The organism is Pseudoalteromonas sp. P1-9, assembly GCF_001399975.1.
Lineage (GTDB): Bacteria > Pseudomonadota > Gammaproteobacteria > Enterobacterales > Alteromonadaceae > Pseudoalteromonas.
On sequence record NZ_LKBD01000018.1, the window covers coordinates 41163 to 66231 of the forward strand.

The following is a 25069-nucleotide window of genomic DNA, read 5'->3' on the forward strand; positions in this document are numbered from 1 at the left end:
ATTAATATAAAAAGAACCGCATTTCATGACGACACAAGATTATAATGCAGAAGCCATTGAGGTTTTAAATGGACTCGAACCGGTAAAGCGCCGTCCCGGCATGTATACCGATACCACACGTCCAAACCACCTTGGCCAAGAAGTTATCGATAACAGTGTGGATGAAGCCTTAGCTGGGCATGCATCGAAAATTGATGTGATCCTGCACGAAGACAACTCGCTGGAAGTAGTCGATGATGGCCGTGGTATGCCAATCGATATTCACCCCGAAGAAGGTATTCCGGGCGTTGAGCTTATTCTTACCAAACTACATGCTGGTGGTAAGTTTTCCAACAAAAACTATCAATTCTCAGGTGGTTTACACGGGGTAGGTATTTCCGTTGTAAATGCCTTATCAACGCGTGTATTAGTTACCGTACGACGCGATGCAAAAGTGTATGAAATTGCGTTTGAAAACGGTGATAAGGTACAAGATTTAACCGAGGTCGGTACTGTAGGCAAGCGCAATACCGGTACGTCAGTGCACTTTTGGCCTGATCCAAGTTACTTCGACTCGGCAAACTTCTCGCTATCAAAGCTCAAGCATTTATTAAAAGCCAAAGCGGTTCTATGTCCTGGCTTAAAAATCCGTTTTATCAATAAACAAACTAAAGAAACCATTGAATGGTTTTTTGAAGATGGCTTAAAAGATTACCTTGCTGATGCATTAAAAGAATACGAAGTTTTACCGAAACAACCATTTACCGGTGAGTTTTCCGGTTCCACCGAAGGTGTAGATTGGGCGGTATTGTGGTTACCTGAAGGCGGTGAAGGGGTTTATGAGAGTTATGTAAACCTTATTCCAACAGCGCAAGGCGGTACCCATGTAAATGGTCTGCGCCAAGGTTTGCTAGAAGCAATGCGCGAATTTTGTGAATTCCGCAATTTATTACCGCGTGGGGTAAAACTAACACCTGACGATATTTGGGACCGATGTAGTTATGTGCTATCGGTCAAAATGCAGGACCCACAATTTGCAGGTCAAACTAAAGAGAAATTATCGTCACGTGCAACCTCAGCATTTGTTTCGGGTGTGGTAAAAGACTCGTTTAGTTTATGGCTTAATGAGCACACAGATATTGCAGAGTTGCTTGCGGAAATTTGTATTAGCAACGCGCAAAAACGCATGCGTGCGGCGAAAAAAGTGGTTCGTAAAAAAATCACATCAGGTCCTGCGTTACCGGGTAAATTAACCGACTGTAGCACGCAAGAAAGCGAGCGCAGTGAACTCTTTTTAGTAGAGGGTGACTCGGCGGGTGGTTCAGCTAAACAAGCGCGCGATCGTGAGTTCCAAGCGGTAATGCCACTACGTGGTAAAATCCTTAATACGTGGGAAGTTGAATCAGGACAAATTCTTGCGTCGCAAGAAGTGCACGATATTTCAGTGGCGATTGGTATGGATCCAGATTCAAAAGATTTAACTAATCTACGCTATCACAAAATTTGTATTTTAGCGGATGCGGATTCTGATGGATTGCACATTGCAACCTTGTTGTGCGCACTGTTTGTAAAACACTTCCCTGTTTTGGTAGAGCAAGGGCACGTGTATGTAGCAATGCCACCGCTTTATAGAATCGACGTAGGTAAAGAAGTATTTTATGCCCTTGATGAAGATGAAAAAACCGGCATTTTAGACCGTATCGAAGCAGAGAAAAAACGTGGCAAAGTGAATGTACAACGCTTTAAAGGCTTGGGTGAAATGAACCCAATGCAGCTGCGCGAGACGACAATGGATCCAAATACGCGCCGTTTAGTGCAATTAAGCTTAGAGGGCGATGAAGAAACATTGGAAGTAATGGATATGTTACTTGCCAAAAAGCGCTCAAGCGATCGTCGCGAGTGGTTAGAAACCAGTGGCGACCAAGCGGATTCATGGAACTCATAACTAGCATTAAAAAATTTAGGTAAACGAGCATGTCAGATCTCGATACCCTCGCAATGCAAGGGATAGAAAAACAAACAATGGCGCAGTTTACGCAAAGCGCCTATTTAAATTACTCAATGTACGTAATTAAAGACCGTGCCTTGCCACATATTGGCGACGGTTTGAAACCCGTACAACGTCGTATTGTTTACGCAATGAGTGAACTCGGCCTATCGGCAGCGGCAAAATACAAAAAATCAGCCCGTACCGTGGGTGATGTACTCGGTAAATATCACCCACACGGTGATAGCGCCTGTTATGAAGCCATGGTACTGATGGCGCAGCCATTTTCTTACCGTTATCCGCTGGTGGATGGTCAGGGTAACTGGGGTGCGGCAGATGATCCTAAGTCTTTTGCGGCAATGCGTTACACCGAAGCGCGTTTATCTAAGTTCTCTGAGGTTTTATTAAAAGAACTAGGCCAAGGCACAGTCGATTGGATCCCTAACTTCGACGGCACCATGAAGGAGCCGGAAGTACTGCCTGCACGTTTACCGCATATTCTATTGAACGGTATTACCGGTATTGCTGTAGGTATGGCAACTGATATTCCGCCGCACAACGTACGCGAAGTGGCAGATGCCTGTTGTACATTACTGGATAAACCTAAAACCGAACTTGAAGAGCTGCTTGATTTAGTACAAGCACCGGATTACCCAACTGATGCGGAAATTATTACGCCTAAGGCTGAAATTCGCAAAATCTACTCAAGTGGTAAAGGCTCTATCAAAATGCGCGCGGTGTATACTGAAGAGCAAGGCGATATTGTCATTACGGCGTTACCTCATCAGTGCTCTGGTGCGAAAGTGTTAGAGCAAATTGCTACGCAAATGCGCGCTAAAAAATTACCTATGGTGGCCGATTTACGTGATGAGTCCGATCATGAAAATCCAACGCGTATTGTAATTGTGCCGCGTTCAAATCGCGTAAAAGCTGAGCCACTTATGGCGCACTTATTTGCGACCACCGACCTTGAGAAAAACTACCGTGTTAACTTAAACATGCTGGGGCTAAACGGTCGTCCTCAAGTAAAAGACTTAAAAACAATTCTATCTGAATGGTTAGTGTTTAGACGTGAAACGGTTCGCCGCCGTTTGCAATACCGCTTAGACAAAGTATTAGCACGTTTGCATATTTTAGAAGGCTTATTGATTGCCTTTTTAAATATCGACGAAGTAATTGAAATTATCCGCAGCGAAGATGAGCCAAAGCCAGTTTTAATGGCGCGTTTTGGTATTACGGAAACGCAAGCAGAGGCAATTTTAGAGCTTAAACTTCGCCACCTTGCTAAATTAGAAGAAATGAAAATTCGCGGTGAGCAAGACGAACTTGCCAAAGAGCGCGATAAACTTGAATTGATTCTTGGTTCTGAGCGCCGTATGTCGACGTTACTGAAAAAAGAAATTCAAGAAGCCGCTGAGCTTTATGGTGACGATCGTCGTTCGCCTGTGGTTGAGCGCGGTGAAGCAAAAGCCTTAAGTGAAAAAGACTTAATGCCATCAGAAAGTGTGACAGTCGTGCTTTCTGAAAAAGGCTGGGCACGTTGTGCTAAAGGCCATGATATTGACGCTGAAGGCCTGAGTTATAAATCGGGTGACAGCTTTAAGTCTCTTGCCAAAGGACGCAGTAATCAGCCGAGTGTATTCTTAGATAGCTCTGGCCGAGCATTCGCAACCGATACCCATAGTTTACCTTCTGCCCGTAGCCAAGGTGAGCCAATGACAGGGCGCTTTAATGTTGCACCTGGCGCGAACCTTGAACATGTGGTTATGGGTGAAGAAAAAGCCAACTTCCTGATGGCATCAGATGCAGGTTATGGCTTTATTACCGAATTTAATGACTTGGTGAGTAAAAATAAAAACGGTAAAGCACTGGTAACGATTCCTGAAGCTGCATTATTAATGACACCACAGTCAATTCACGACATTACGACAGACCGCTGTTTAGCAATCTCGAACGAAGGTCGCATGCTGATCTTCCCAATTCGTGATTTGCCAAAACTAGGTAAAGGTAAAGGAAATAAGATCATTTCCATTCCGAGCGCCCGTGTTAAATCGCGAGAAGAGTTTGTCAAAGTGCTGGGTATCGTGCCAGATGGCGCGTCTGTTACTTTACATGCAGGTAAGCGTAAACTAACGTTAAAACCAAGTGATTTAGAACATTACTACGGCGAGCGTGGCAGACGTGGTAATAAGTTACCGCGTGGTTTACAGCGTGTAGACTTAATGGAAGTTGAGTTTACTGCCGCACAAGAATTGATCGACGATGCTATTGATTCGGAAAATAGCGAAGATTAGTGCTTCTTTGCGTCGAAAAGCGTTAAAATAACGAAAACCAGTCTCAATATGGGGCTGGTTTTTTTATAATCCGTGTTTTTTAGCTTACACATGTTAGCTAAAATTCGTATAATGGCGCGCTTAGTTATTGGAGACGTTATTTTGATATTTGCTGTTCGCTTAGTACTACTTGCGATTTTTATCTTTTTTAGTGCGATTTTTGGTTTGCTGTTATGTTTAGTAATGCCGTTTAACCGCAACCACGTTCACCGTTTTGCTTCTTGGTATGGCAGCATGCATGTACTACTGGGCGCCAAGTTGGAAATCAAAGGCCTTGAACAATTAGATAAAGATAAGTCATATGTATTTGTCTCGAATCACCAAAATAACTATGATTTGTTTACCGTGACCAACGCAGTACCAGAAAATACCGTAAGCATTGGTAAAAAAAGCATTCGCTTTATCCCATTTTTTGGCCAGTTGTACTGGTTGTCAGGCAATATTTTAATTGACCGCAATAATAAATCAAAAGCAAAAGGCACAATTGATAAGGCCGCATCAAAAATTAAAAATGATAAGATTTCTGTGTGGTTATTCCCTGAAGGTACACGCAGTTATGGGCGTGGTTTATTACCATTTAAAACAGGCGCATTTCACACGGCTATGCAAGCCGGTGTGGAGGTTGTGCCGGTCTGTATGAGTACAACAACAGGGCGTATTAAGTTAAATCGTTGGGCTAACCCAACCATTTATGTTGAATTACTTGATCCGATTTCGTTGGAAAAGGATGTATCGGCAAGAGAGCACGCAAAGCGAATTCATGCTATGATGCAGAGTAAAATTGAACAGCTAGATGCTAAAGTAGAGAGCGATTGTGGAAAACTGGCGCGAAATAAGTGAAGACATTGTTGAGTCGTTATTAGAAGACGGCTCAAACCCAGACAAACTGTACGAAGTAGAACACCACTTTGTATGTGAAGATTTTGATAAGTTAGAAGAAGCGGCACTTGCTGCATTCAAACTTGGTTTTGACGTGGAAGATCCAGCTGAACTTGAATTAGAAGATGGCAGCAAAATTTGGGGCTTTGACGTTGTAGTTGAATGTGAACTTGACGCAGAACTTATTCTTGAAGATGTAGATAAGCTTATCGATCTTGCTGCAAAAGCTGGTGTGGAATACGATGGTTGGGGCACTTACTTTCAAGAGTAAGCTTCTGTGTTGTATTGACAAATCGAGTACAAAAAATAGCGCCAAATGGCGCTATTTTTTATTGCGGCTTATCTTGTGAGAGTTTGAACGGGGAGAACAATAAGACAGGCACTAAAATCAATGTGTGAATTGATAACCAAGCAAGGGTTCCTTCATATACGCCTAGCGCTGTAACTGCCGTAAAAAGGGCTAGTGCAGACGATACGACTGCCAGTAACCAATAAAGACCAATCGGGCTATTGCTATCAAAGCGAATACTTTCAGCGCATTGGTTACTTTTGAAATAGCACGACATTGCAATAATTACCGTAATAAATGAAAAAGCAATCAAAATAACTTCCATGGTTTTTCCCTGCTAGGTTTACATGTTGGTAAGATTATACTGCGCAGAATTTCAAGTCAATAAAAATGATAATGATTATCAATTAATTCAATCGTAAATGTATAAGCGCCAATAATCATAAAGTCTTTTGTTTTTTTAAGGCGTATAGCTTAATGAATGCAATTGCAAAGCTGTCACACTCTCAACACTCCATGTTTTTAATGAAAATAATGATTCAATATTTGCAGGGTTAACGCGTGTATAAGGCTGCGCTTTTTGACAGGTAACAATGGCGATAGAGGTTGTACTGGCTGTGAAAGGTGTTAAATCTATACAGTTGCAATAAATATAAAAGTTGTTTTGGCTATATTTGATGACGAGAAGATACTCAAAGGGGAAAGTAGAAATACTAAAGATGGCTTGCGTGAATGAGCTTCAAGATCACAATAAATAGAAAACGCGCTTTAGCGCGCTGGTGACCTCAAACCGAGGTGATTTTAAACACATTACTTGCAGTTAACTTATGCTGCGATATTGAAAGCGTCTAATCGTTTAACACCGATAAATGCTCAAGCTCACGATAAAGCTCTTCTTCATCTCCCATATTGAGTTCGATAAGGCGTTTTAAATGCGTCACACTGTCAATTTCAATTTGCTCACAGCGTAGCCCCAATTGGTCACTTTCAACATGTGCCAGCGACACCAGCATCTCAATCGCAATATCACTGTTAGAAAGTTGAAACACTAACTTGGCGTGATGCGAAAGATCACACGCAGTAGGCCAGTTATCAGGCTTATTTAAAAGTGCACCTTTAAGCGATAAATCAAGGATTTCAGCGTTATACTCTACGCCCATAAAGGTTAATTTTGCAGGCGTGCGGTAAATAATACGAGTGAAATGTCGTCTTTCTTGCATTAGGAGCGCTCCTTATCGTCATCTTTAAAGCATAGCCGATTAACAAAAAATATTAAATATTTTCATGCTGATATGTTTAAATAGCGGGCGCCACTTATGGAATTTATTTTTTAAGGGAAAAACAATGCCAGAACACGCTGAAAAACAAAAGATTGATCACGGTGAATTGAAAAAAACCGGATTTTGGTTAAATCAGGCGTTTATGATTGTATCGACAATTGTTGGTGTATATTTAGCTGCACAAAGCGGTCTTGAACAAGCGCTAAAATTCGATACGTTAAGCAAAATGGAAGATAACTATTATCTGCGCATGTCGTTATACGATGAATTAGATGACGCGGTTAAAGAAATTGAAACGTACGCAAAAGTCCTCGCCAAAAGCCCGCCAAAAGTAGTGATTACAGAGCAGCGCCCAATGCTCGACAAATACGTTTGGCAAACCATGAAGTACAATCCCACTACTTTGGAAACGCCGAGTGAAATTCTTTCTGAAGTGCGCCGCTTTTATGGTAAAGCCGACCGCACCATCGATCAGGTAGGTCGCTGGGCCATTGGTTCACGCCATGCATCAAAATTATTGTTAGAACAAACGGAATATTTTAAAAATGGCCCGCTGTTAAAACTTAAAGACAGTGCTGACGAGCTAAAACGCTTGTTAGCGAAAGAAGATATTCAAATTGGCGTATTAAAAGGAGAGTAATAAGCCATGACCAAACGTTGTCCAAAGTGCGTTAATGTAGCACTAGAAGTTACCCATTATTGCGGTGAAGAAATTGATGTTTGCCGTCAGTGCGGTGGTTTGTGGTTTGAGAAAAACCAAGTTAATCGCATGATTGAAGAGATTAATGACGGCCCGATTGGCGAATGTTATAGCCATCACTTTGGTGAGCCTCAGGGTAGCACAGAATTAAACTGCCCTGATTGCGGCAGCCATTTAGAAGCGGTGCACTTATTAAAAGATTATCAAACTGAACTGGATATTTGTCGTAAGTGTGATGGTAGCTGGATTGATAAAGACGAACTTACGTCAGTGGAGAACAGTCCTGAGTTACGCGGTGCACTTGATGAACTAAATAAAAAAGTATCTTGGAAAACTTACTTATTCCAATTTCTAACGCAAATGCCAGTGGAATATAACTTAAAAACCAAGTCAAAACCTTGGGTAAACTGGTCTTTAATTGCGATTAATATTCTGATTTTCTGTGCGTATTTCTTTAACATCGAGAGCTTTGGTTTTGTATTAGAAAACTTTGCACTAAGACCTGCTGATGTTAATAACGGCCAAGAGATTTGGACTTTATTAACGTGTGTCTTTTTACATGGCTCTGTGATGCATTTAGTTGGAAACATGTATTTCTTATACATTATTGGCGATAACTTAGAAGATGCGCTTGGCCATAAAAAATACCTTATGTATTATTTAATATGCGGCATAGGCGCATCGCTGTTTAGCTTGGTTATGTCACAAGACCCGAATATTCCATCGGTTGGTGCCAGTGGCGCAATTGCCGGATTATTTGGCATGTACCTAATGTGGTTTAGACACGCTAGCTTAACCTTTATGTTTGTTATTTATCAAAAGAAACTGAGCGCGGTGTGGTTCTTTGCGATTTGGATAGCAATTAATATTTTCGGTCTAATCGTATTACAAGATGGCGTTGATTATGGCGCGCACATCGGTGGTTTTATTGTTGGTTTAGTGATTGGTTACTTCTTAAAAGAGAAGGTGCTTGCTGAAAACCCATTAATCAAACTGCTCAATCAGCCAGAAGCTGTGCTAAAACGTTAATAACGTTTATGCATTAAAAAGCCCGCAATGTGCGGGCTTTTTTGTATTGTGTGAAAACCAATTAACCGATTTTCTTGTACTTAATACGTTTAGGTTGCGCAGCTTCTGCACCAAGCGTTTTCTTAAGCCATGCTTCGTATTCGGTGTAGTTACCTTCGAAGAAGTTAACTTGACCTTCATCACGGTAATCAAGAATATGCGTAGCAATACGGTCAAGGAACCAACGGTCGTGCGAGATACACATTACACAGCCTGGGAATTCTAAAATCGCATTTTCAAGGGCGCGTAATGTTTCAACGTCAAGGTCATTGGTAGGCTCATCGAGTAAGATCATATTACCGCCAGCTTTTAACAGCTTGGCTAGGTGAAGACGGTTACGCTCACCACCTGATAAGTCTTTCACGTATTTCTGTTGGTCGTTACCTTTGAAGTTAAAGCGCGATACATAAGCACGGCTGGCAATTTCAAAGTTACCAATTTTCAATACGTCTTGGCCTTCAGATAATTCTTGGAATACGGTGTTTGAACCATCTAAATCGTCACGGAACTGATCAACTGTTGCAAGTTCAACGGTTTCACCAAGTTCAAATGAACCTGCGTCTGGTGTTTCTTGACCGCCTAGCATACGGAATAAGGTTGATTTACCAGCACCGTTAGCACCGATAATACCGACGATTGCACCTTTTGGTACTGAGAAGCTTAAATCATCAATTAGTACACGGTCGCCGTAGCCTTTTTTGATGTTGTTTACTTCTAGTACTTTATCACCTAGGCGAGGACCTGGTGGAATAAATAGCTCATTGGTTTCGTTGCGCTTTTGATAATCAGAATGTTGTAGTTCTGAGAATTGCGCCATACGTGCTTTCGATTTAGCCTGACGGCCTTTCGGGTTTGAACGTACCCACTCAAGCTCCTGCGCAATTGATTTCTGACGTGCTTTTTCCGCTTTCTCTTCTTGCTTCAAACGCGCATCTTTTTGCTCAAGCCATGATGAGTAGTTGCCTTCCCATGGAATACCTTCACCACGGTCAAGTTCTAGAATCCAACCTGCCACGTTGTCTAGGAAATAACGGTCGTGGGTAATCGCCACAACAGTGCCTTCGTAATCGTGTAAGAAACGCTCTAACCAAGCTACTGACTCAGCATCTAAGTGGTTAGTTGGTTCGTCGAGTAATAGCATATCTGGCTTTTCAAGCAATAAACGACAAATCGCTACACGGCGACGCTCACCACCTGAAAGTAGTTTAATTGGCGTGTCCCACTCTGGTAAACGAAGCGCATCGGCGGCGCGCTCTAGTGCATTATCTAGGTTGTGACCATCGTGCGCCTGAATAATTGCTTCAAGTTCACCTTGCTCTTTTGCCAATGCGTCAAAGTCTGCGCCGTCCATTGCGTATTCAGCGTAAACTTCGTCTAAACGTGCAAGGGCATTTGTTACTTCAGAAAGCGCTTCTTCAACAGTTTCACGTACTGTTTTGTTTTCGTCTAGTACAGGTTCCTGTGGTAAGTAACCAATTTTTGTATCAGGGAATGCGCGCGCTTCACCTTCAAACTCGGTATCAACACCCGCCATAATACGAAGCAAGGTAGATTTACCTGCACCGTTTAAACCAAGCACACCAATTTTTGCGCCAGGGAAAAATGAAAGCGAGATATCTTTTAAAATAGTACGCTTTGGCGGCACTACTTTACTTACACGATGCATCGTGTAGATAAACTTATCCGGTAAAGGCATGAATAATCCTATAGTGATTTTAATAATGTAATTGCTGCATATTGTAGTGTGATAAATGGGGGCATTCAATGTCGTAGTAGATTTAAAATGTCATTCTGTTAAGTTAAGGTAAATTCACATAAAAATAATAGTAATTGCTTACCTATGCCGGCGCTTAATAAAACCTCTTTTTATCTTTTATTTTGTTCAATATTGATGAGTTTTGAACTGAGTGCATCGAATGAGCCAAAAATAGGTTTAGTACTCGGAGGTGGCGGTGCTAAAGGCGGTGCGCATATTGGCGTGTTAAAGGTACTTGAAGCGAATAATGTAAAAGTCGACTATATCGCCGGTACTAGTATCGGCGCTTATGTTGCAGGTATGTATGCCTTGGGATATTCAGCGAGTGAAATTGAAAAGTTTATGCTTAATGAAGATTGGAACCAAGGTTATTCAGATGATATTCCAAGAGAAGTATTACGCTATCGCGATAAAGAGGCACGCGATAAATTTAATCTACAGCTGAATTTTGGTATTCGTGACGGTGCATTGCGTTCATCTAAAGGTTTGCTTGTCGGGCAAAGTATGAGCCGTTTATTGCGAAACTCCACGCGTTCAGTGCATTTGTTTGATGATTTTGACCAGTTAGCAATCCCGTATCGCGCAATTGCTACCGATTTATCGACCAGTGAAGCCGTGGTGATTTCATCTGGTAGTATTGCAGAAGCAATGCAAGCTTCGGCTTCGGTACCCGGGGCTGTGCAGCCGACCGAAATTGATGGTCGCTTACTGGTTGATGGTGGCATCGCCAATAATTTGCCGGTTGACGTAGTAAAAGAGATGGGCGCAGATATCGTTATAGCCGTGGATATAGGTGCATCACTTGCTCAGTCGAATGAGTTTACATCAACTATGGAAGTACTTGGCCAGCTTTCGACTATTTTGACCAATGCCTCAACACAATGGCAAAAACGTTTGCTAAGTGAAAAGGACATTTATATTCGCCCCGACATTGATGACTTAAGCACCACTGACTGGGCTGATTTAGAAGAATCGTTAGTGCGCGGGCTTGCTGCTGCAAAAATCGCGGAACCAAAACTGCAAACCTTAGCTACTTCATCGAGTGAATTTGAGGCGTACCAAGTTGCTAAACGTGAGCGCAGCCAACTGTGGTTTCAGCCAATTTATAACCCAGTACTTGCGATTTCGTTGGATAATTTGTCAGACGTTAATAATAAATTGATACTCAAACACTTTTCGATTAACCCCGGAGACACCCCATCGGAGCATGATGTGCAGCAGGCGGTAAATCGCGTTTATGCGCTCAATGAATTTGAGCGTGTTGAAACCGAGTTTAAAGATACCGAGCAAGGGCGGGTGTTAGTATTAAAAACAGTTGGTAAATCGTGGGGGCCAAACTATTTAGATTTTGGCGCTAATTATCAAAGTGATGTGACAGTAAACTCAGTTCTCTCAATTGATATGGCGTTTACGAACAGCAATATTAATCGCTTTGGAGGATCGTGGCGCAATGAGATTTCGCTTGGTTTTGAAGAGTATATCGCGACCGAATTTTATCAACCGCTAAACGCAGAAGATGACTATTATGCGAGTGCTCGCCTTGCGTTTATCAAAGACAGATACAAGCTACAAACGGTAACGCAAGCGTACTTTGATTTAGAAAAGAATCACCTGCGTGGTAATTTAGCGCTCGGTTACAACATTAATAATTTTTGGCGATTTGAGTTTGGCACAATACGGGATGTAGGCGAACTTGAACAAAAATCATTGATTAATGATAAATTCCCCTTTGATCAAACGGGCTTTTACAGCAGTTTGATGTATGACACCTTAGATAGCATTAGTTTTCCAACCCAAGGTAATCGACTACGTGTTTATTATGGTCGTTTTAAAGAAGCGTATGACGATCGCCTTGATCCAATCGACAGTCGCTATGCCAGTAAATACAAAATTGATTGGCGCGGCGCTTTTTCTATTCGCCACCATGGCTTAGTTGGCACAGCATCGTATACCAGTTATGAATCAGACGGTACATTTACCGTTAACACTGAGCGCTTGGGCGGCTTTTTAAATTTATCGGGTTATGGCAAAAACGTGTTAAACGGTCCTAAAAAAGCGTTTGGCGCAGTGATTTATCAATACGATTTAGGTCGCGATATGCTTAATATGACCAGCATGCCACTTTACTTTGGTGTGAGTGCTGAAGTAGGCAATGTGTGGGATATTCAACAAAGTGTCGATTTATCTGAGCTTATTTTTGCCAGCAGCTTGTTTGTTGGCACCGATACACGCTTTGGCCCAGCTGCATTTGGTTTTGGTGCAACCGATGATGGCGAATCCAGCTTTTTTGTCTCATTAGGCAAACACTGGTAGTTGTATAATTAAATTTAATGAAAGATTTGTTTCGCATTTTAAATATTTATATTTCGATTTAAAAATATCATTAAAAATACACTGTGAAAAATTTTCAATCCCTGTTTAAATAACTTCACATATACAAAGTAGGCAAGGGCGCTTTTTAAGCGTACAATACGCCCTTTATCCCACAACCATCTTCTATTTAGGAGTAACCATGTTAGAACGTAGCATGAATATCTCGGATTTTGATCCAGAACTATTTGGCGCAATGGAAAACGAAAAGCAGCGTCAAGAAGAGCACATCGAACTTATCGCGTCTGAAAACTACTGTAGCCCGCGTGTACTTGAAGCACAAGGTTCTCAGTTAACTAACAAATACGCGGAAGGTTACCCTTACAAGCGTTACTACGGTGGTTGTGAGCACGTTGATGTTGTTGAGCAATTAGCAATTGATCGCGCTAACGAATTATTCGGTACAGATTACGCAAACGTGCAACCGCACGCTGGTTCACAAGCAAACGCGGCAGTATTCCAAGCGTTACTTCAGCCGGGTGACACAGTTTTAGGTATGAGCCTTGCACACGGCGGTCACCTAACTCACGGTTCACACGTAAACTTCTCAGGTAAAACGTACAACGCAGTTCAGTACGGTCTAAATGAAGAAACTGGCGAAATCGACTACGCACAAGTTGAAGCGCTAGCACTAGAGCATAAGCCTAAAATGATCATCGGTGGTTTCTCAGCATACTCAGGTATTGTTGATTGGGCTAAATTCCGTGAAATCGCAGATAAAGTAGGTGCTTACCTTCTAGTTGATATGGCACACGTTGCTGGCCTTGTTGCTGCAGGCGTTTACCCAAGCCCAGTACCATTTGCACACGTTGTTACAACAACTACGCACAAAACATTAGCGGGTCCTCGCGGTGGCTTAATCGTGTCTAACTGTGGCGACGAAGAGATTTACAAAAAGTTAAACTCTGCGGTATTCCCAGGTGGTCAAGGTGGTCCTTTATGTCACGTAATCGCTGCTAAAGCGGTTGCATTTAAAGAAGCACTAGAGCCAGAGTTCAAAGCATACCAAACACAAGTTGTTAAAAATGCGCAAGCTATGGTTGAAGTATTCAAAGCTCGTGGCTACGACGTTGTTTCTGGTAAAACAGACAACCACCTATTCTTACTTGATTTAATCAACAAAGATATCACAGGTAAAGATGCAGACGCAGCACTTGGTAATGCTTACATTACAGTTAACAAAAACTCAGTACCAAACGACCCACGTTCTCCGTTTGTAACATCTGGTCTGCGCATTGGTTCTCCTGCAATCACGCGTCGTGGTTTTAAAGAAGCAGAAGCAAAAGAGTTAACTGGCTGGATCTGTGATGTTCTAGACAACATCGAAGATACAAAAGTACAAGATGAAGTACGTGAGAAAGTAAAAGCAATTTGTGCGAAACACCCTGTTTACGCATAATGTTTTCTCATTGTTAACATGATATGATAAGGCCGCTTTTTTGCGGCCTTTTTTCTTTCGAGAGTTGTTTATGCATTGTCCTTTTTGTACAGCCAATGACACCAAAGTTATCGATTCACGCTTAGTAGGTGGTGGTCATCAGGTTCGCCGTCGTCGCGAATGTAATGAATGTCACGAACGTTTTACTACCTTTGAAGGTGCCGAGCTTGTTATGCCACGCGTAATCAAGCAAGACGGCAGCCGAGAGCCGTTTAATGAAGATAAACTTCGCAATGGCTTGCATCGTGCGCTAGAAAAACGTCCAGTCAGCACAGAACAGGTAGAAGAAGTAGTACACCAAATTAAATCGCAACTGCGTGCGACAGGTGAGCGCGAAGTTGATAGTAAAACAGTCGGCGAATTTATTATGGAAGCGCTGAAAAAACTCGATAAAGTTGCTTACGTTCGTTTTGCATCTGTTTACCGCTCATTTGAAGACATTAAAGAATTTGGCGAAGAAATCGCACGCTTAGGTGAGTAATCTGATGCACAACAATCGCTTTTCTGAATGTGATCACAAATATATGGCACGCGCCATCGAGCTTGCTAAACGCGGTCGATTTACCACTACGCCTAATCCCAATGTAGGTTGCGTTTTAGTTAAAGATAATCAAATCATCGGTGAAGGTTTTCATATTCAAGCGGGTGGCCCTCATGCCGAAGTGCATGCGCTGAAAATGGCTGGCGATAACGCTAAAGGGGCAACCGCGTACGTCACGCTAGAACCGTGTTCGCATTATGGCCGCACGCCGCCATGTGCTGAAGGTCTGATCAAAGCAGGCGTTAGCCGTGTTGTTGCTGCTATGGTTGATCCAAACCCAGAAGTCGCAGGTCGCGGCTTAAAAATGCTCGAAGATGCCGGAATCGAAACCGATTTTGGCTTATTAAACCATGAAGCCGAAGCGCTCAATTTGGGCTTTTTAAAACGCATGCGCACCAACTTGCCTTATGTACGCTGTAAACTCGCGGCAAGCCTTGATGGTAAAACGGCACTTGAAAATGGTGAAAGTAAATGGATTACCAGTAGTGAGTCGCGCCGCGCTGTGCAAGATTTACGCGCTGAAAGCTGTGCAGTACTGTCAGGGGCTGATACGGTTATTATTGATAATGCGAAGTTAAATGTCCGCCCTGATGAATTAACAGATCTTGATGCAAAACACAGTACTCGCCAGCCAATACGTGTGATTATTGATTCGCAAAACCGACTTACGCCAGATCTCGCGTTATTTCAGCAACCATCTAAAATAATTATTGCACGTACAACTCTTGATAAATCGCACACTTGGCCGCATTTTGTTGAACAAGTAGTGGTTGATCAAAACAATAGCAAAGTAGATTTACACGCTTTATTGTCATTATTAGCCGAGCGCGGCGTTAACTTAGTATTATTAGAAGCGGGCGCAACCTTGGCAGGTAAAATGTTCGAACAAAAGTTGGTCGATGAACTTGTTTTGTTTATGGCGCCTAAATTGATGGGGCACAGCAGTAAGAGCTTGATTAACTTGCCAACATTTACAACCATGTCTCAAGTCCCTGAACTTGAAATAAACACACTCAAGCAAGTTGGACAGGATATCTGTCTACATGCATTAGTAAAAAGAAATTAATATGTTTACAGGCATTATAGAAGCAACCGGAAACGTTGCGGCAATTGAAATGATTGCTGGCGACATGCGCGTTACCATTAACTCAGGCAAACTTGATTTGGCTGATGTTAAATTAGGCGACAGCATCGCAACCAATGGCGTATGTCTAACGGTTATTGCTTTAACAGGCCACGGCTATGTAGCCGATGTATCAAAAGAAACCTTATCGTTAACCAACTTTGAAAACTACCAAATTGGGCAAACCGTTAACCTTGAAAAAGCGTTAATGCCTCAGTCGCGTTTAGGCGGTCATTTAGTTTCTGGGCATATCGACGGCATTGCTACCGTAACCCGTATTGAAGCCAATGCCCGTGCAACCGATTACTGGCTTTGTGCACCAGCGCAATTACTCAAGTACATTCCGTATAAAGGCTCGGTTTGCATTGATGGCATTAGCCTTACCGTAAACGAAATAAACGACAACGAATTTAAGCTAACTATTGTGCCGCACACAGCAGGCGAAACCACGATTAGTGGCTTTAAAGTAGGTAGCAAAGTGAATTTAGAAGTGGATCAGCTCGCACGTTATTTAGAGCGTTTAATGATGCCACAGCAAGATGCAAAACCAACCAGTTCTCTCACTCATGAGCTTCTAGCGCAAGCTGGCTTTATGAATCGATAACCAGTCGCAAGCAAAGGTAACAAAATGGGCTTACACACTGCAGCAGAAATTATTGAAGATATCCGTCTAGGTAAAATGGTCATTCTGATGGATGACGAAGACCGTGAAAATGAAGGCGACTTAATTATGGCATCTGAGCACATTAGTGCCGATGCAATTAACTTTATGGCAACACATGGCCGTGGTTTGATTTGTTTAACGCTAACACAAGAGCGTTGCCAGCAACTTAACTTACCACTAATGGTAAGCAATAACGGCGCACAGTTTTCTACCAATTTTACCATGTCGATTGAAGCGGCAAAGGGTGTAACAACGGGTATTTCAGCAGCAGACCGTGCACGCACAGTACAAGCTGCAGTGGCAAAAGGTGCGGTACCTGACGATATCGTACAGCCAGGTCACATTTTTCCAATTATGGCGCAACCGGGTGGTGTATTGACTCGTGCAGGACACACCGAAGCCGGGTGTGATTTAGCGCGCTTAGCAGGCTGCGAGCCATCTTCAGTAATCGTTGAAATTCTTAATCCTGATGGCACCATGGCGCGCCGCCCAGACTTAGAAATTTTTGCTAAAGAGCACGGCTTAAAAATGGGTACCATTGCGGATTTAATTGAATACCGCAACTTAAATGAAGCGACCATTGAGCGTGTAGCAGAATGTAAATTGCCAACTGAACACGGTGAGTTTGACCTAGTGACGTATAAAGACACCATCGACGGTCAACTTCATTACGCAATGAAAAAAGGTGATGTTAAAGAAGATGACGCAACCTTAGTACGTGTTCACTTACAAAGTACCTTTAACGATATTTTATTGTCAGATCGCGCTTCCGATCGCAGCTGGACACTGTCAGGTGCGATGAAGTACATCGCTGAAAATAACGGTGTATTAGTTATTTTAGCGAAACACGAAAACCCTGAAGAACTAGAGCACTTGTTTAAAGCGTTTGAAGCACAAGACAAAGGCGAAAGCCCGAGCGTTCGCAAGTTCCAAGGTACATCACGCACCGTAGGTGTAGGTTCACAAATTTTGGCTGATTTAGGCATTCATAAAATGCGTTTAATGAGCATGCCGAAGAAGTACCATGCGATTTCAGGTTTTGGCTTAGAAGTAGTTGAATATGTTGAGCCGCAATAGGCTCAACCACAAGCCTAAAAATAAGCCTAAAAAAATTTAATTTAGTATGATAAAATCCGCGCCTTTGCGATTGCGCGATAAATGAATTAGCCAAAGAGAAGGGCATAAAATGAAAGTGATTGAAGGTAAATTAAACGCTCAAGGGAAAAAGTTTGCTATCGTTATTTCTCGCTTTAACGATTTCATTGGTAAAAGCTTACTTGATGGTGCAGTTGATACCTTAAAGCGTATTGGTGATGTAAATGACGACGATATTACCGTTGTTTATGTACCAGGTGCTGTAGAGCTTCCTCTAGCAGCTAAGCGCATCGCAGCAAAGAAAGAATTTGATGCAATCATTTCACTTGGTGTGATTATTCGTGGTGGTACGCCGCACTTTGACTTAGTTGCTAATGAGTCAAATAAAGGCCTAGCAAGTGTATCGCTAGACTACGATATTCCTGTAGCGTTTGGTGTTTTAACAACTGAAAACATCGAGCAAGCAATTGAGCGTGCAGGCACCAAAATGGGCAACAAAGGTGGCGAAGCTGCTTTAGGTGCGCTAGAAATGGTTAACCTGTTAGAACAAATTTAAGGGTACTTAATGAAACCAGCAGCTAGACGTAAAGCCCGTAAACTGGCATTACAAGCAATTTATTCATGGCAAGTAAGCGGTAATCCGGTTGCAGATATCGAACAACAAATGCTTGTTGAAAACGATGTAACCAAAATTGATGTGGATTATTTTAAAGACTTAGCACGTGGTGTTGCAGTCAATCATAAGGCGCTAGATGAAGCTGTTACGCCGCATCTAGATCGTCCTTTTGATGAAATCGATTTAATCGAGAAAGCGATTTTGCGTCTGTCTTGTTATGAACTTAAGTTCCGCGAAGACGTACCTTACAAAGTTGCTATCAATGAAGGTATTGAGCTGGCAAAACTATTTGCTGCTGATGATAGCCATAAGTTTGTGAATGGGGTGCTAGATAAGACCCAGAATCAGCTTAGAAAAAAATAATTGGAGAGCCGGCTTTAGGCCGGCTTTTTTGTGCATGCAAGAATTTGAATTAATCTCTCACTTTTTCAAAGGCCGCGGTGTCGCACGTAAAGATGTCTCATTGAGCATTGGTGACGATGCAGCACTGATAAACGTTCCTGAAAACTGCCAATTAGCTGTGACCACAGATACCCTTGTTGAAGGTGTTCACTTTTTTAAAGATATCGACCCAAAAGCACTGGGCTACAGAGCACTAGCCGTAAACTTAAGTGACCTAGCCGCAATGGGCGCAGAGCCTGCGTGGATTTCTGTGGCGCTCACGCTACCAAACGCCGAGACAAAATGGCTTGAGCAGTTTACCCAAGGAATGCATGAAATTGCTGAGTACTACAATGTGCAAATTGTCGGTGGTGATACGACACAAGGTCCATTAACCATTAGTATTTGTGCTAAAGGTTTTGTGCCAAATGGCAGTGCGTTAACGCGCAGTGGTGCAAAAAATGGTGATTGGGTGTTTGTTACTGGGTCACTCGGTGATGCTGGGCTCGCAATTGATAGCAAGTATGGCAAAGTATCGCTTACTGAGCAGCAGTTTGCCAATGCCAATAAAGCGTTTGATTATCCCACACCGCAAGTTGCCGCAGGGCAAATGTTACGTGGCAAAGCAACCAGTTGTATTGATATTTCTGATGGTTTAATTGCCGATCTCGGCCATATTTGTCAGATGTCGGGCGTTGGCGCAAAATTGTTTGCTGAAAATATCCCACTGGCTGCAACAATAAAAGACGTATTGCCATTAGAGTCAGCGCTTAATTATGCCTTAACCTATGGTGATGAATATCAGCTGCTATTCACGTTACCGGAAGAACGTCGTACCACAGTTGAAATGACGCTCAAACAGTATGGCGTTGCTCTGTCGTGTATTGGTCAAATCAACAATAATGTTGGCAAGGTTGAATTGACGCTTGAAGGTAAACCGTTAACATTAACGCAATGTGGCTTTGAGCACTTTAATGCAGAATAATCGGAGTGTGCGTGGCACAATTTAACTTAAAAAAATTTACACATTTCTGTGCGCTGGGTTTTGGCTTAGGACTGGCGCCTAAAGCACCTGGCACTTTTGGTACCTTAGCGGCAATTCCGTTTATTTTCCTTACCATGATGGCGCCGCTGTGGCTACAGTTGGTTGTTGCGATTGCAATTTGCGCTATTGGTATTTGGTTTTGTGACGTTGCAAGTCGCGATGCTGGCGTACATGATCATCCTGCCATTGTTTGGGATGAAGTGGCGGGTTTTTATATCACCATGATTGGTGCCGCAATTTCGTGGCAAACCTTACTGGTTGGCTTTATCTTATTCCGCTTTTTCGATATTGTTAAACCTTGGCCGATCACACTGCTCGATAAACACGTAAAAGGTGGCTTTGGCATTATGGTTGACGATATTCTGGCAGGGATATTTTCACTTATATGTTTACAGCTAGTTGTTTATTGCGGGCTAATTTAATAATGAGATAAACCGTGCTGTTTCGCTTAATATTGTTATTTACAGTTGTACTGCTTAGTACACTCAAACCGACATACGCTTCGCTTGATGACTATGTGGTGAAACAGTGGCATATTCAGCACGGGCTTGCATCACAATCACTTAAAAACATTGTACAAGACCAACAAGGTTACTTGTGGATTGGCTCCCAGTTTGGCTTGAGCCGTTTCGACGGTAATCGCTTTACTAATTTTAATGTTAACAACAGTGATTTTTTGCCAAGCAATGCAATCAACAGTTTGCTTATCGATAACGACGGTTTTTTATGGATTGGCACCGATAACGGGCTAGTAAAGTTTAGCCCAAGTGAGCTGACATCAGAGCGCTTTAGTTTAAACGGTCCAGTACGTGATATCGCACAAGATAACAACGGCCGTATCTGGATTGCATCGAACAGTCTTTACCTTTACTCCAACCAAAAACTTAATACCATTTCTCAGTTGCTTGGTGTAAGTGACACCAATAATAATTTTAGCAATAAACGAAATGCCTTAGTGAAACTGATTGGTGAAGTGCGCAAAATGGCGCTGTCGCCTGACGGTATTTGGCTTATTAACGATCGCTTCTTACTGCATTTACAAAGTTTAGCGAATGAAACTACCGGTAAAATTCGCTTTGAAATTACCGAACGTATTTCATTGCCACAGCGCTTAGCACAATCGGTATTATACGACTTAGCATGGCTGGAAGGGGACTTATTTATTGCCTCTGAAGTTGGTGCTTACTTTCTCGATATTGACCAAGAGTTAAGACCTTTTTCATTACCCTATGCCAATAACGCCACAGTATATAAATTTATGTACGATTCGGATGGTTCATTGTGGGTTTCGACTAAAGGGCGATTATTGTATCGCGACAGCAGTGGTATTTGGCAGTGGATTGAGCAATCAGACCTTGAGCAAACAGTTTGGTTTTCAGATATTTTCAGAGGGCAAGACGACATTATTTGGCTTGCAAGTTTAACCGAAGGATTGTGGCAAGCACGCCCTAGCCAAGTAAAACGTCATCGCGATAGTAAAGGCCTAAACCAATCGGTTACAACGCTAAAGTATGGAGAAGATCAGCGTTTATGGTTAGCTACTAAAAACGGTATTGGTTATTTAGATGAAAGCGGTTTATTTAACGTAGAAATTGCGGCTGCAAAACTCGGTGGTTTGACCGTTCATGATTTACATTTTCAGGGCTCGCGTTTATTTATCGCAACGAACCGTGGGGCCTTTGTTTACGATGGTAAAGAATTACTTAAGCTTGATGCCGCAACCTTACGTGCAACAGCCGTGTTTGCTATCGAAAGTGCAGAGCAAGGCGGCGTTTGGCTAGCCACAGATCGTGGTTTATATCGTTTGGCCTTTAACGGTTTACGCTCGTTTGTTTATAACTCGTTTCTTGATAGTAAATACATTACTTTTATCGATGAGCAAAATGGCAAAGGTTACTTAGGCACCTCGCGCGGCGCTTATTTTTTCAGTGAGCGTGGTATCGAGCGTTTAGCCATGGGCAGCGCATTAGCTGAATCAAATATCAGTTTTATTCTTCCCGTTGAAAATAGGCTGTTTGTTGCAACGCAAAATAATGGCTTGTTTTATCGCAGTGAAAAAGGCGTTTGGCGTCAGTTAGATGTATCTAATGGCTTACCTTACGGACCTATTTTAAGTTTGCATTTTGATCAAGCGCTGAATTATTTATGGGTGAGCACGAGCAAAGGTGTCTATCGCTTGCCGCTTAAACAGTTTGAAGAAGGTATTCACTCGTTAGAAGTTGAACAGGTTATCTCGCCTTACAACAAACAGCTTGATGGCAAAACCAGTCAGTGTTGTTCGGGTAATGCGCTTGGTGCAATTGCCCGTGTTGGTTCGAGCTTATGGTATCCAAGTAAATCTGGTTTGGTTGAAATTCCAACCAATATTCGGCTGTTTAGTGAAAGTGATATTCGTCCGATTATTGAAACGGTCACGGCCGATAACGGTGGCGAGAAAAATACCTATTCAGTACCTGAGGTCGATACCCTTACATTGCAAACAGAGGAACGAAATTTAACACTGGGTTATACCGCAATTAATTTCCAAACTGCTTCTGAAATCGATTTTCGCTATCGCCTTGTAGGTCTTGATGGGGTTTGGCGTGAAGCAAATAATAGCCGCGAAGCAAACTATGCTAACTTACCGGCTGGGAAGTTCGTTTTTGAACTACAAGCAAAAAGACGCGGTCAAGAGTGGAGTAGTGCCGATACGATTTCACAAACCTTGATTATTCCAAAAGCCTTTGATGAAACAGTGGTGTTTCGTTTAATCGTTGTGATGTCGTTTATTCTTGCCCTGTATATTGTGTTTCTGTTCTATCGCAATCAAGAGCGCCGTAAGCAAGAAGAACTAGAACGTTTAGTTGAAACGCGTACTCAAGCGCTTATTTCAGCGAATGAGCAACTCAATAAAGCTAACGACAGGCTAAAACTGGTAAGTCACTCAGATGAGCTTACAGGCCTTCGCAGCCGTCGCTTCTTATTTGATCAACTACCGAAAGACATCGAGCATTTCCAAAGTAACCGCGAAAGCCTTGAAATTCAGGGTAAATGTATGGCACTGCTGATTTTGAACTTGGACAAGTTTAGCCGCGTGAACGATGTGTTTGGTTCGTTTGCTGGCGATAACTGTTTACAGCAAATTGCGTCCTTGCTGACAGAGCAGGTACAAGGTGCCGACTATGTGGTACGTTGGAGTGGCGACGAGTTTTTGATTTTACTAAGGGATATGCAAAAGAGCGCCGTACATCAGTTTGCGCGCAGTATTAGTCATCAGCTAGCTGGACAAAATTTTGTTATGCCTGATGGCCGTAAAACAAAACTAACAGGCTCGGTTGGTTGGGCATTTTACCCACTACCGTTACTTGGCGGGCAAATTATTAGCTGGGAAACATCCATTAAAATTGCCGATATTGCACTGCAAAAAGCAAAGGCGAAAAAGCCGGGAAGTGTCGCTTACTTTAGCTTTTCAGATAATATCGATGCGTTTGAATTTGAAGACAGTGAACGTGTTGCTCAGCAGTTAGAATCGTTATTAGATTCTGAGCAAGCTAAACTGCATATTTCTGAGATATAAAATAGTTAAGTGTGGGGATTTAGAATTCAGATTTCAGAAAGTTGCTGAAATCTGAATTCTTAAGGCATGCGCTATTTGGCTAAGTACGCTTCGATATTTTTTTGAATACCGTCAGCGTCAAGGCCAAGCTCTTGATGGATCTCTTGCTGCGTACCGTGTTTAATAAACACATCAGGTAAGCCTAAGTTAAGTACCGAAATACCTAACTTTTCTGCCATTACAAACTCGTTCACTGCAGAGCCTGCACCACCCATAAGCGCGTTATCTTCAAGGGTAACTAAGGTGCTGTGAGAAGCTGCAAGCTGTTTAATTGCCGTTTCGTCAAGTGGCTTAACAAAACGCATATCAAGTAACGTCGCGTTAAGCCCTTCAGCCACTTGCTTTGCTTCATCAAGCAAGGTACCAAAGCTTAAAATGGCTGTGTCTTTACCTTCACGAATAACCTTAGCTTTACCAATCTCAAGTGCGCTCATCGCATCATTTGGCATAATGTCGCCTGCGCTGCCACGAGGGTAACGTACCGCACTGGGTCCTTGATGAAGATGGCCGGTGTAAAGCATTTGACGACATTCGTCTAAATCACTTGGTGCCATGATCACCATGTTTGGAATACAGCGCATATAGCTTAAATCGTATGCACCTTGGTGAGTTTCACCGTCTGCACCGACTACGCCAGCACGGTCGATAGCAAACATTACTGGTAAATTTTGCAAAGCTACATCGTGGATAAGTTGATCGTAACCACGTTGTAAAAAGCTTGAGTAAATTGCCACAACTGGGGTAAGCCCTTCACAGGCTAAGCCTGCTCCTAAGGTTACCGCGTGTTGTTCAGCAATTGCCGCATCATAATATTGGCTTGGGAACTCTTTTGAAAAGCGCACCATGCCTGAACCTTCGCGCATCGCCGGCGTAATTGCCATAAGTTTCGGATCTTTTGCGGCCATATCGCATAACCAATCGCCGAATACTTTTGAGAAAGTAGGTGCGCTTGGTTTCGACTTTGGTAAGCTGGTTTCACTTGGGTCAAACTTTGGGACGCCGTGATAGCCAATTGGATCAGCTTCTGCTGGTTTATAGCCTTTACCTTTTTGTGTGCGTACGTGAAGTAATTGCGGGCCCTTTAAGTTACGCATATTACGTAAGGTATCAGTTAGCATGCCAACATCATGGCCATCAATTGGCCCAATGTAGTTAAAGCCTAACTCTTCAAAAAACGTACCTGGGATCACCATACCTTTAAGGTGTTCTTCCATACGACTTGCCAGCTCTTTTACCGGTGGCATGCCTGAGAGTAGTTTTTTACCGCCTTCACGAATGTTGGTATAAAAGCTACCTGACAGAATACGCGCAAAGTGGTTGTTGAGCGCACCTACGTTTTCTGAAATCGACATTTCGTTGTCGTTTAGAATAACCAGCATATCGGGATTTAAGTCACCGGCGTGGTTCATTGCCTCAAATGCCATACCCGCAGTAATCGCACCATCACCAATAACGGCAACAACTTTACGGTCTTGGCCTTCTTTTTCAGACGCCAGCGCCATACCAAGTGCCGCAGAAATTGAGGTACTTGAATGGCCTACGCTAAAGGTATCGTATTCACTTTCTTCACGGAAAGGGAAAGGGTGCAAACCATCTTTTTGGCGAATGGTATGCATTTGCTCACGGCGACCTGTTAAAATTTTATGTGGATATGCCTGATGGCCAACATCCCAAATCAATCGGTCAAATGGTGTGTTATATACGTAATGCAACGCCACAGTCAGCTCAACGGTGCCAAGACCTGAGGCGAGGTGCCCACTACTTTGTGATACTGAGTTAAGTAAGTACTCTCTCAGTTCATCGCTTAGCTCAGCCAAGTTTTGCTGCGGGATTTCGCGCAGTTGCTCTGGCGTATTCGCTAAGCTTAATAATGGATACTTGCTACTATCAAATGTCATGATGTTTTAAATTCTATCCTAAAAATGAGTCG

Annotated in this window: 21 protein-coding genes; 17 read left to right on the plus strand and 4 right to left on the minus strand. The window is 42.6% G+C overall.

Annotation, left to right across the window (positions count from 1 at the left end; translation table 11 throughout):
• Positions 1–25: 25 nt before the first annotated feature.
• The 4 genes from parE (at position 26) to rraB (ending at position 5449) form a co-directional block, all read left to right on the plus strand.
• Positions 26–1924, plus strand: coding sequence for a DNA topoisomerase IV subunit B (gene parE, locus AN214_RS12370; protein ID WP_054980009.1), 1899 nt, complete (start codon positions 26–28; stop codon positions 1922–1924).
• A gap of 29 nt (positions 1925–1953) precedes the next feature.
• Positions 1954–4260, plus strand: coding sequence for a DNA topoisomerase IV subunit A (parC, locus tag AN214_RS12375; RefSeq protein WP_054980010.1), 2307 nt, complete (start codon positions 1954–1956; stop codon positions 4258–4260).
• A gap of 141 nt (positions 4261–4401) precedes the next feature.
• Positions 4402–5139, plus strand: coding sequence for a 1-acylglycerol-3-phosphate O-acyltransferase (locus tag AN214_RS12380; RefSeq protein WP_054980039.1), 738 nt, complete (start codon positions 4402–4404; stop codon positions 5137–5139).
• Positions 5114–5449 (plus strand): ribonuclease E inhibitor RraB, encoded by a 336-nt coding sequence (rraB, locus tag AN214_RS12385; protein WP_010561698.1) that lies wholly within the window; start codon positions 5114–5116, stop codon positions 5447–5449. The genes AN214_RS12380 and rraB overlap by 26 nt, the downstream gene beginning before the upstream one ends.
• A 58-nt stretch (positions 5450–5507) precedes the next feature.
• Here the strand turns inward: rraB and AN214_RS12390 are convergent, their stop codons facing one another.
• The gene (locus AN214_RS12390; RefSeq protein ID WP_010561697.1) at positions 5508–5792 is read right to left on the minus strand and encodes a hypothetical protein; all 285 of its coding nucleotides are present in this window, start codon (positions 5790–5792) and stop codon (positions 5508–5510) included.
• Positions 5793–6315: 523 nt separating this feature from the next.
• On the minus strand, positions 6316–6687 hold the full coding sequence (locus AN214_RS12395; RefSeq protein ID WP_010561696.1) for a PilZ domain-containing protein: 372 nt from the start codon (positions 6685–6687) through the stop codon (positions 6316–6318).
• Positions 6688–6811: 124 nt separating this feature from the next.
• Here AN214_RS12395 and AN214_RS12400 point away from each other — a divergent pair, with 124 nt between their 5' ends.
• Together AN214_RS12400 and AN214_RS12405 are read left to right on the plus strand one after the other, a co-directional pair.
• A complete protein-coding gene (locus AN214_RS12400) occupies positions 6812–7387 on the plus strand; it encodes a hypothetical protein (RefSeq protein WP_010561695.1) in 576 nt (191 codons plus the stop codon).
• 6 nt (positions 7388–7393) lie between these two features.
• Entirely contained in the window at positions 7394–8476 is a 1083-nt protein-coding gene (locus AN214_RS12405; RefSeq protein ID WP_054980011.1) for a rhomboid family intramembrane serine protease, read from the plus strand.
• Between the two features lie 61 nt (positions 8477–8537).
• On the opposite strand, the gene ettA is transcribed toward AN214_RS12405, so the two are convergent.
• Positions 8538–10211 (minus strand): energy-dependent translational throttle protein EttA, encoded by a 1674-nt coding sequence (gene ettA, locus AN214_RS12410; protein ID WP_054980012.1) that lies wholly within the window; start codon positions 10209–10211, stop codon positions 8538–8540.
• A 195-nt stretch (positions 10212–10406) separates the two neighbouring features.
• Here ettA and AN214_RS12415 point away from each other — a divergent pair, with 195 nt between their 5' ends.
• From AN214_RS12415 to AN214_RS12465, 11 genes are all read left to right on the plus strand, one after another.
• A complete protein-coding gene (locus AN214_RS12415; protein WP_235576749.1) occupies positions 10407–12584 on the plus strand; it encodes a patatin-like phospholipase family protein in 2178 nt (725 codons plus the stop codon).
• Between the two features lie 199 nt (positions 12585–12783).
• Positions 12784–14040, plus strand: a complete 1257-nt coding sequence (gene glyA, locus AN214_RS12420) for a serine hydroxymethyltransferase (RefSeq protein WP_054980014.1) — start codon at positions 12784–12786, stop codon at positions 14038–14040.
• Between the two features lie 70 nt (positions 14041–14110).
• On the plus strand, positions 14111–14560 hold the full coding sequence (gene nrdR, locus AN214_RS12425; protein WP_010561691.1) for a transcriptional regulator NrdR: 450 nt from the start codon (positions 14111–14113) through the stop codon (positions 14558–14560).
• 4 nt (positions 14561–14564) lie between these two features.
• Positions 14565–15686, plus strand: a complete 1122-nt coding sequence (gene ribD / locus AN214_RS12430; protein WP_054980015.1) for a bifunctional diaminohydroxyphosphoribosylaminopyrimidine deaminase/5-amino-6-(5-phosphoribosylamino)uracil reductase RibD — start codon at positions 14565–14567, stop codon at positions 15684–15686.
• 1 nt (position 15687) lies between these two features.
• Complete coding sequence (locus tag AN214_RS12435) at positions 15688–16347, plus strand: riboflavin synthase (RefSeq protein WP_054980016.1); 660 nt, start codon at positions 15688–15690, stop codon at positions 16345–16347.
• Positions 16348–16371: 24 nt separating this feature from the next.
• Positions 16372–17484, plus strand: coding sequence for a bifunctional 3,4-dihydroxy-2-butanone-4-phosphate synthase/GTP cyclohydrolase II (ribBA, locus tag AN214_RS12440; RefSeq protein WP_054980017.1), 1113 nt, complete (start codon positions 16372–16374; stop codon positions 17482–17484).
• A gap of 109 nt (positions 17485–17593) precedes the next feature.
• Positions 17594–18058, plus strand: coding sequence for a 6,7-dimethyl-8-ribityllumazine synthase (gene ribE / locus AN214_RS12445; protein WP_010561687.1), 465 nt, complete (start codon positions 17594–17596; stop codon positions 18056–18058).
• Between the two features lie 9 nt (positions 18059–18067).
• Positions 18068–18481, plus strand: a complete 414-nt coding sequence (gene nusB / locus AN214_RS12450) for a transcription antitermination factor NusB (protein WP_054980018.1) — start codon at positions 18068–18070, stop codon at positions 18479–18481.
• Positions 18482–18515: 34 nt separating this feature from the next.
• On the plus strand, positions 18516–19484 hold the full coding sequence (gene thiL / locus AN214_RS12455; RefSeq protein WP_054980019.1) for a thiamine-phosphate kinase: 969 nt from the start codon (positions 18516–18518) through the stop codon (positions 19482–19484).
• Between the two features lie 11 nt (positions 19485–19495).
• Positions 19496–19966 carry a phosphatidylglycerophosphatase A gene (locus AN214_RS12460; RefSeq protein ID WP_054980020.1) on the plus strand — a complete coding sequence of 157 codons (471 nt, stop codon included), beginning with the start codon at positions 19496–19498 and terminating at the stop codon, positions 19964–19966.
• Positions 19967–19980: 14 nt separating this feature from the next.
• Entirely contained in the window at positions 19981–23100 is a 3120-nt protein-coding gene (locus AN214_RS12465) for a ligand-binding sensor domain-containing diguanylate cyclase (protein ID WP_235576750.1), read from the plus strand.
• A 71-nt stretch (positions 23101–23171) separates the two neighbouring features.
• Here the strand turns inward: AN214_RS12465 and dxs are convergent, their stop codons facing one another.
• The gene (gene dxs / locus AN214_RS12470) at positions 23172–25037 is read right to left on the minus strand and encodes a 1-deoxy-D-xylulose-5-phosphate synthase (protein ID WP_054980021.1); all 1866 of its coding nucleotides are present in this window, start codon (positions 25035–25037) and stop codon (positions 23172–23174) included.
• Positions 25038–25069 lie beyond the last annotated feature (32 nt).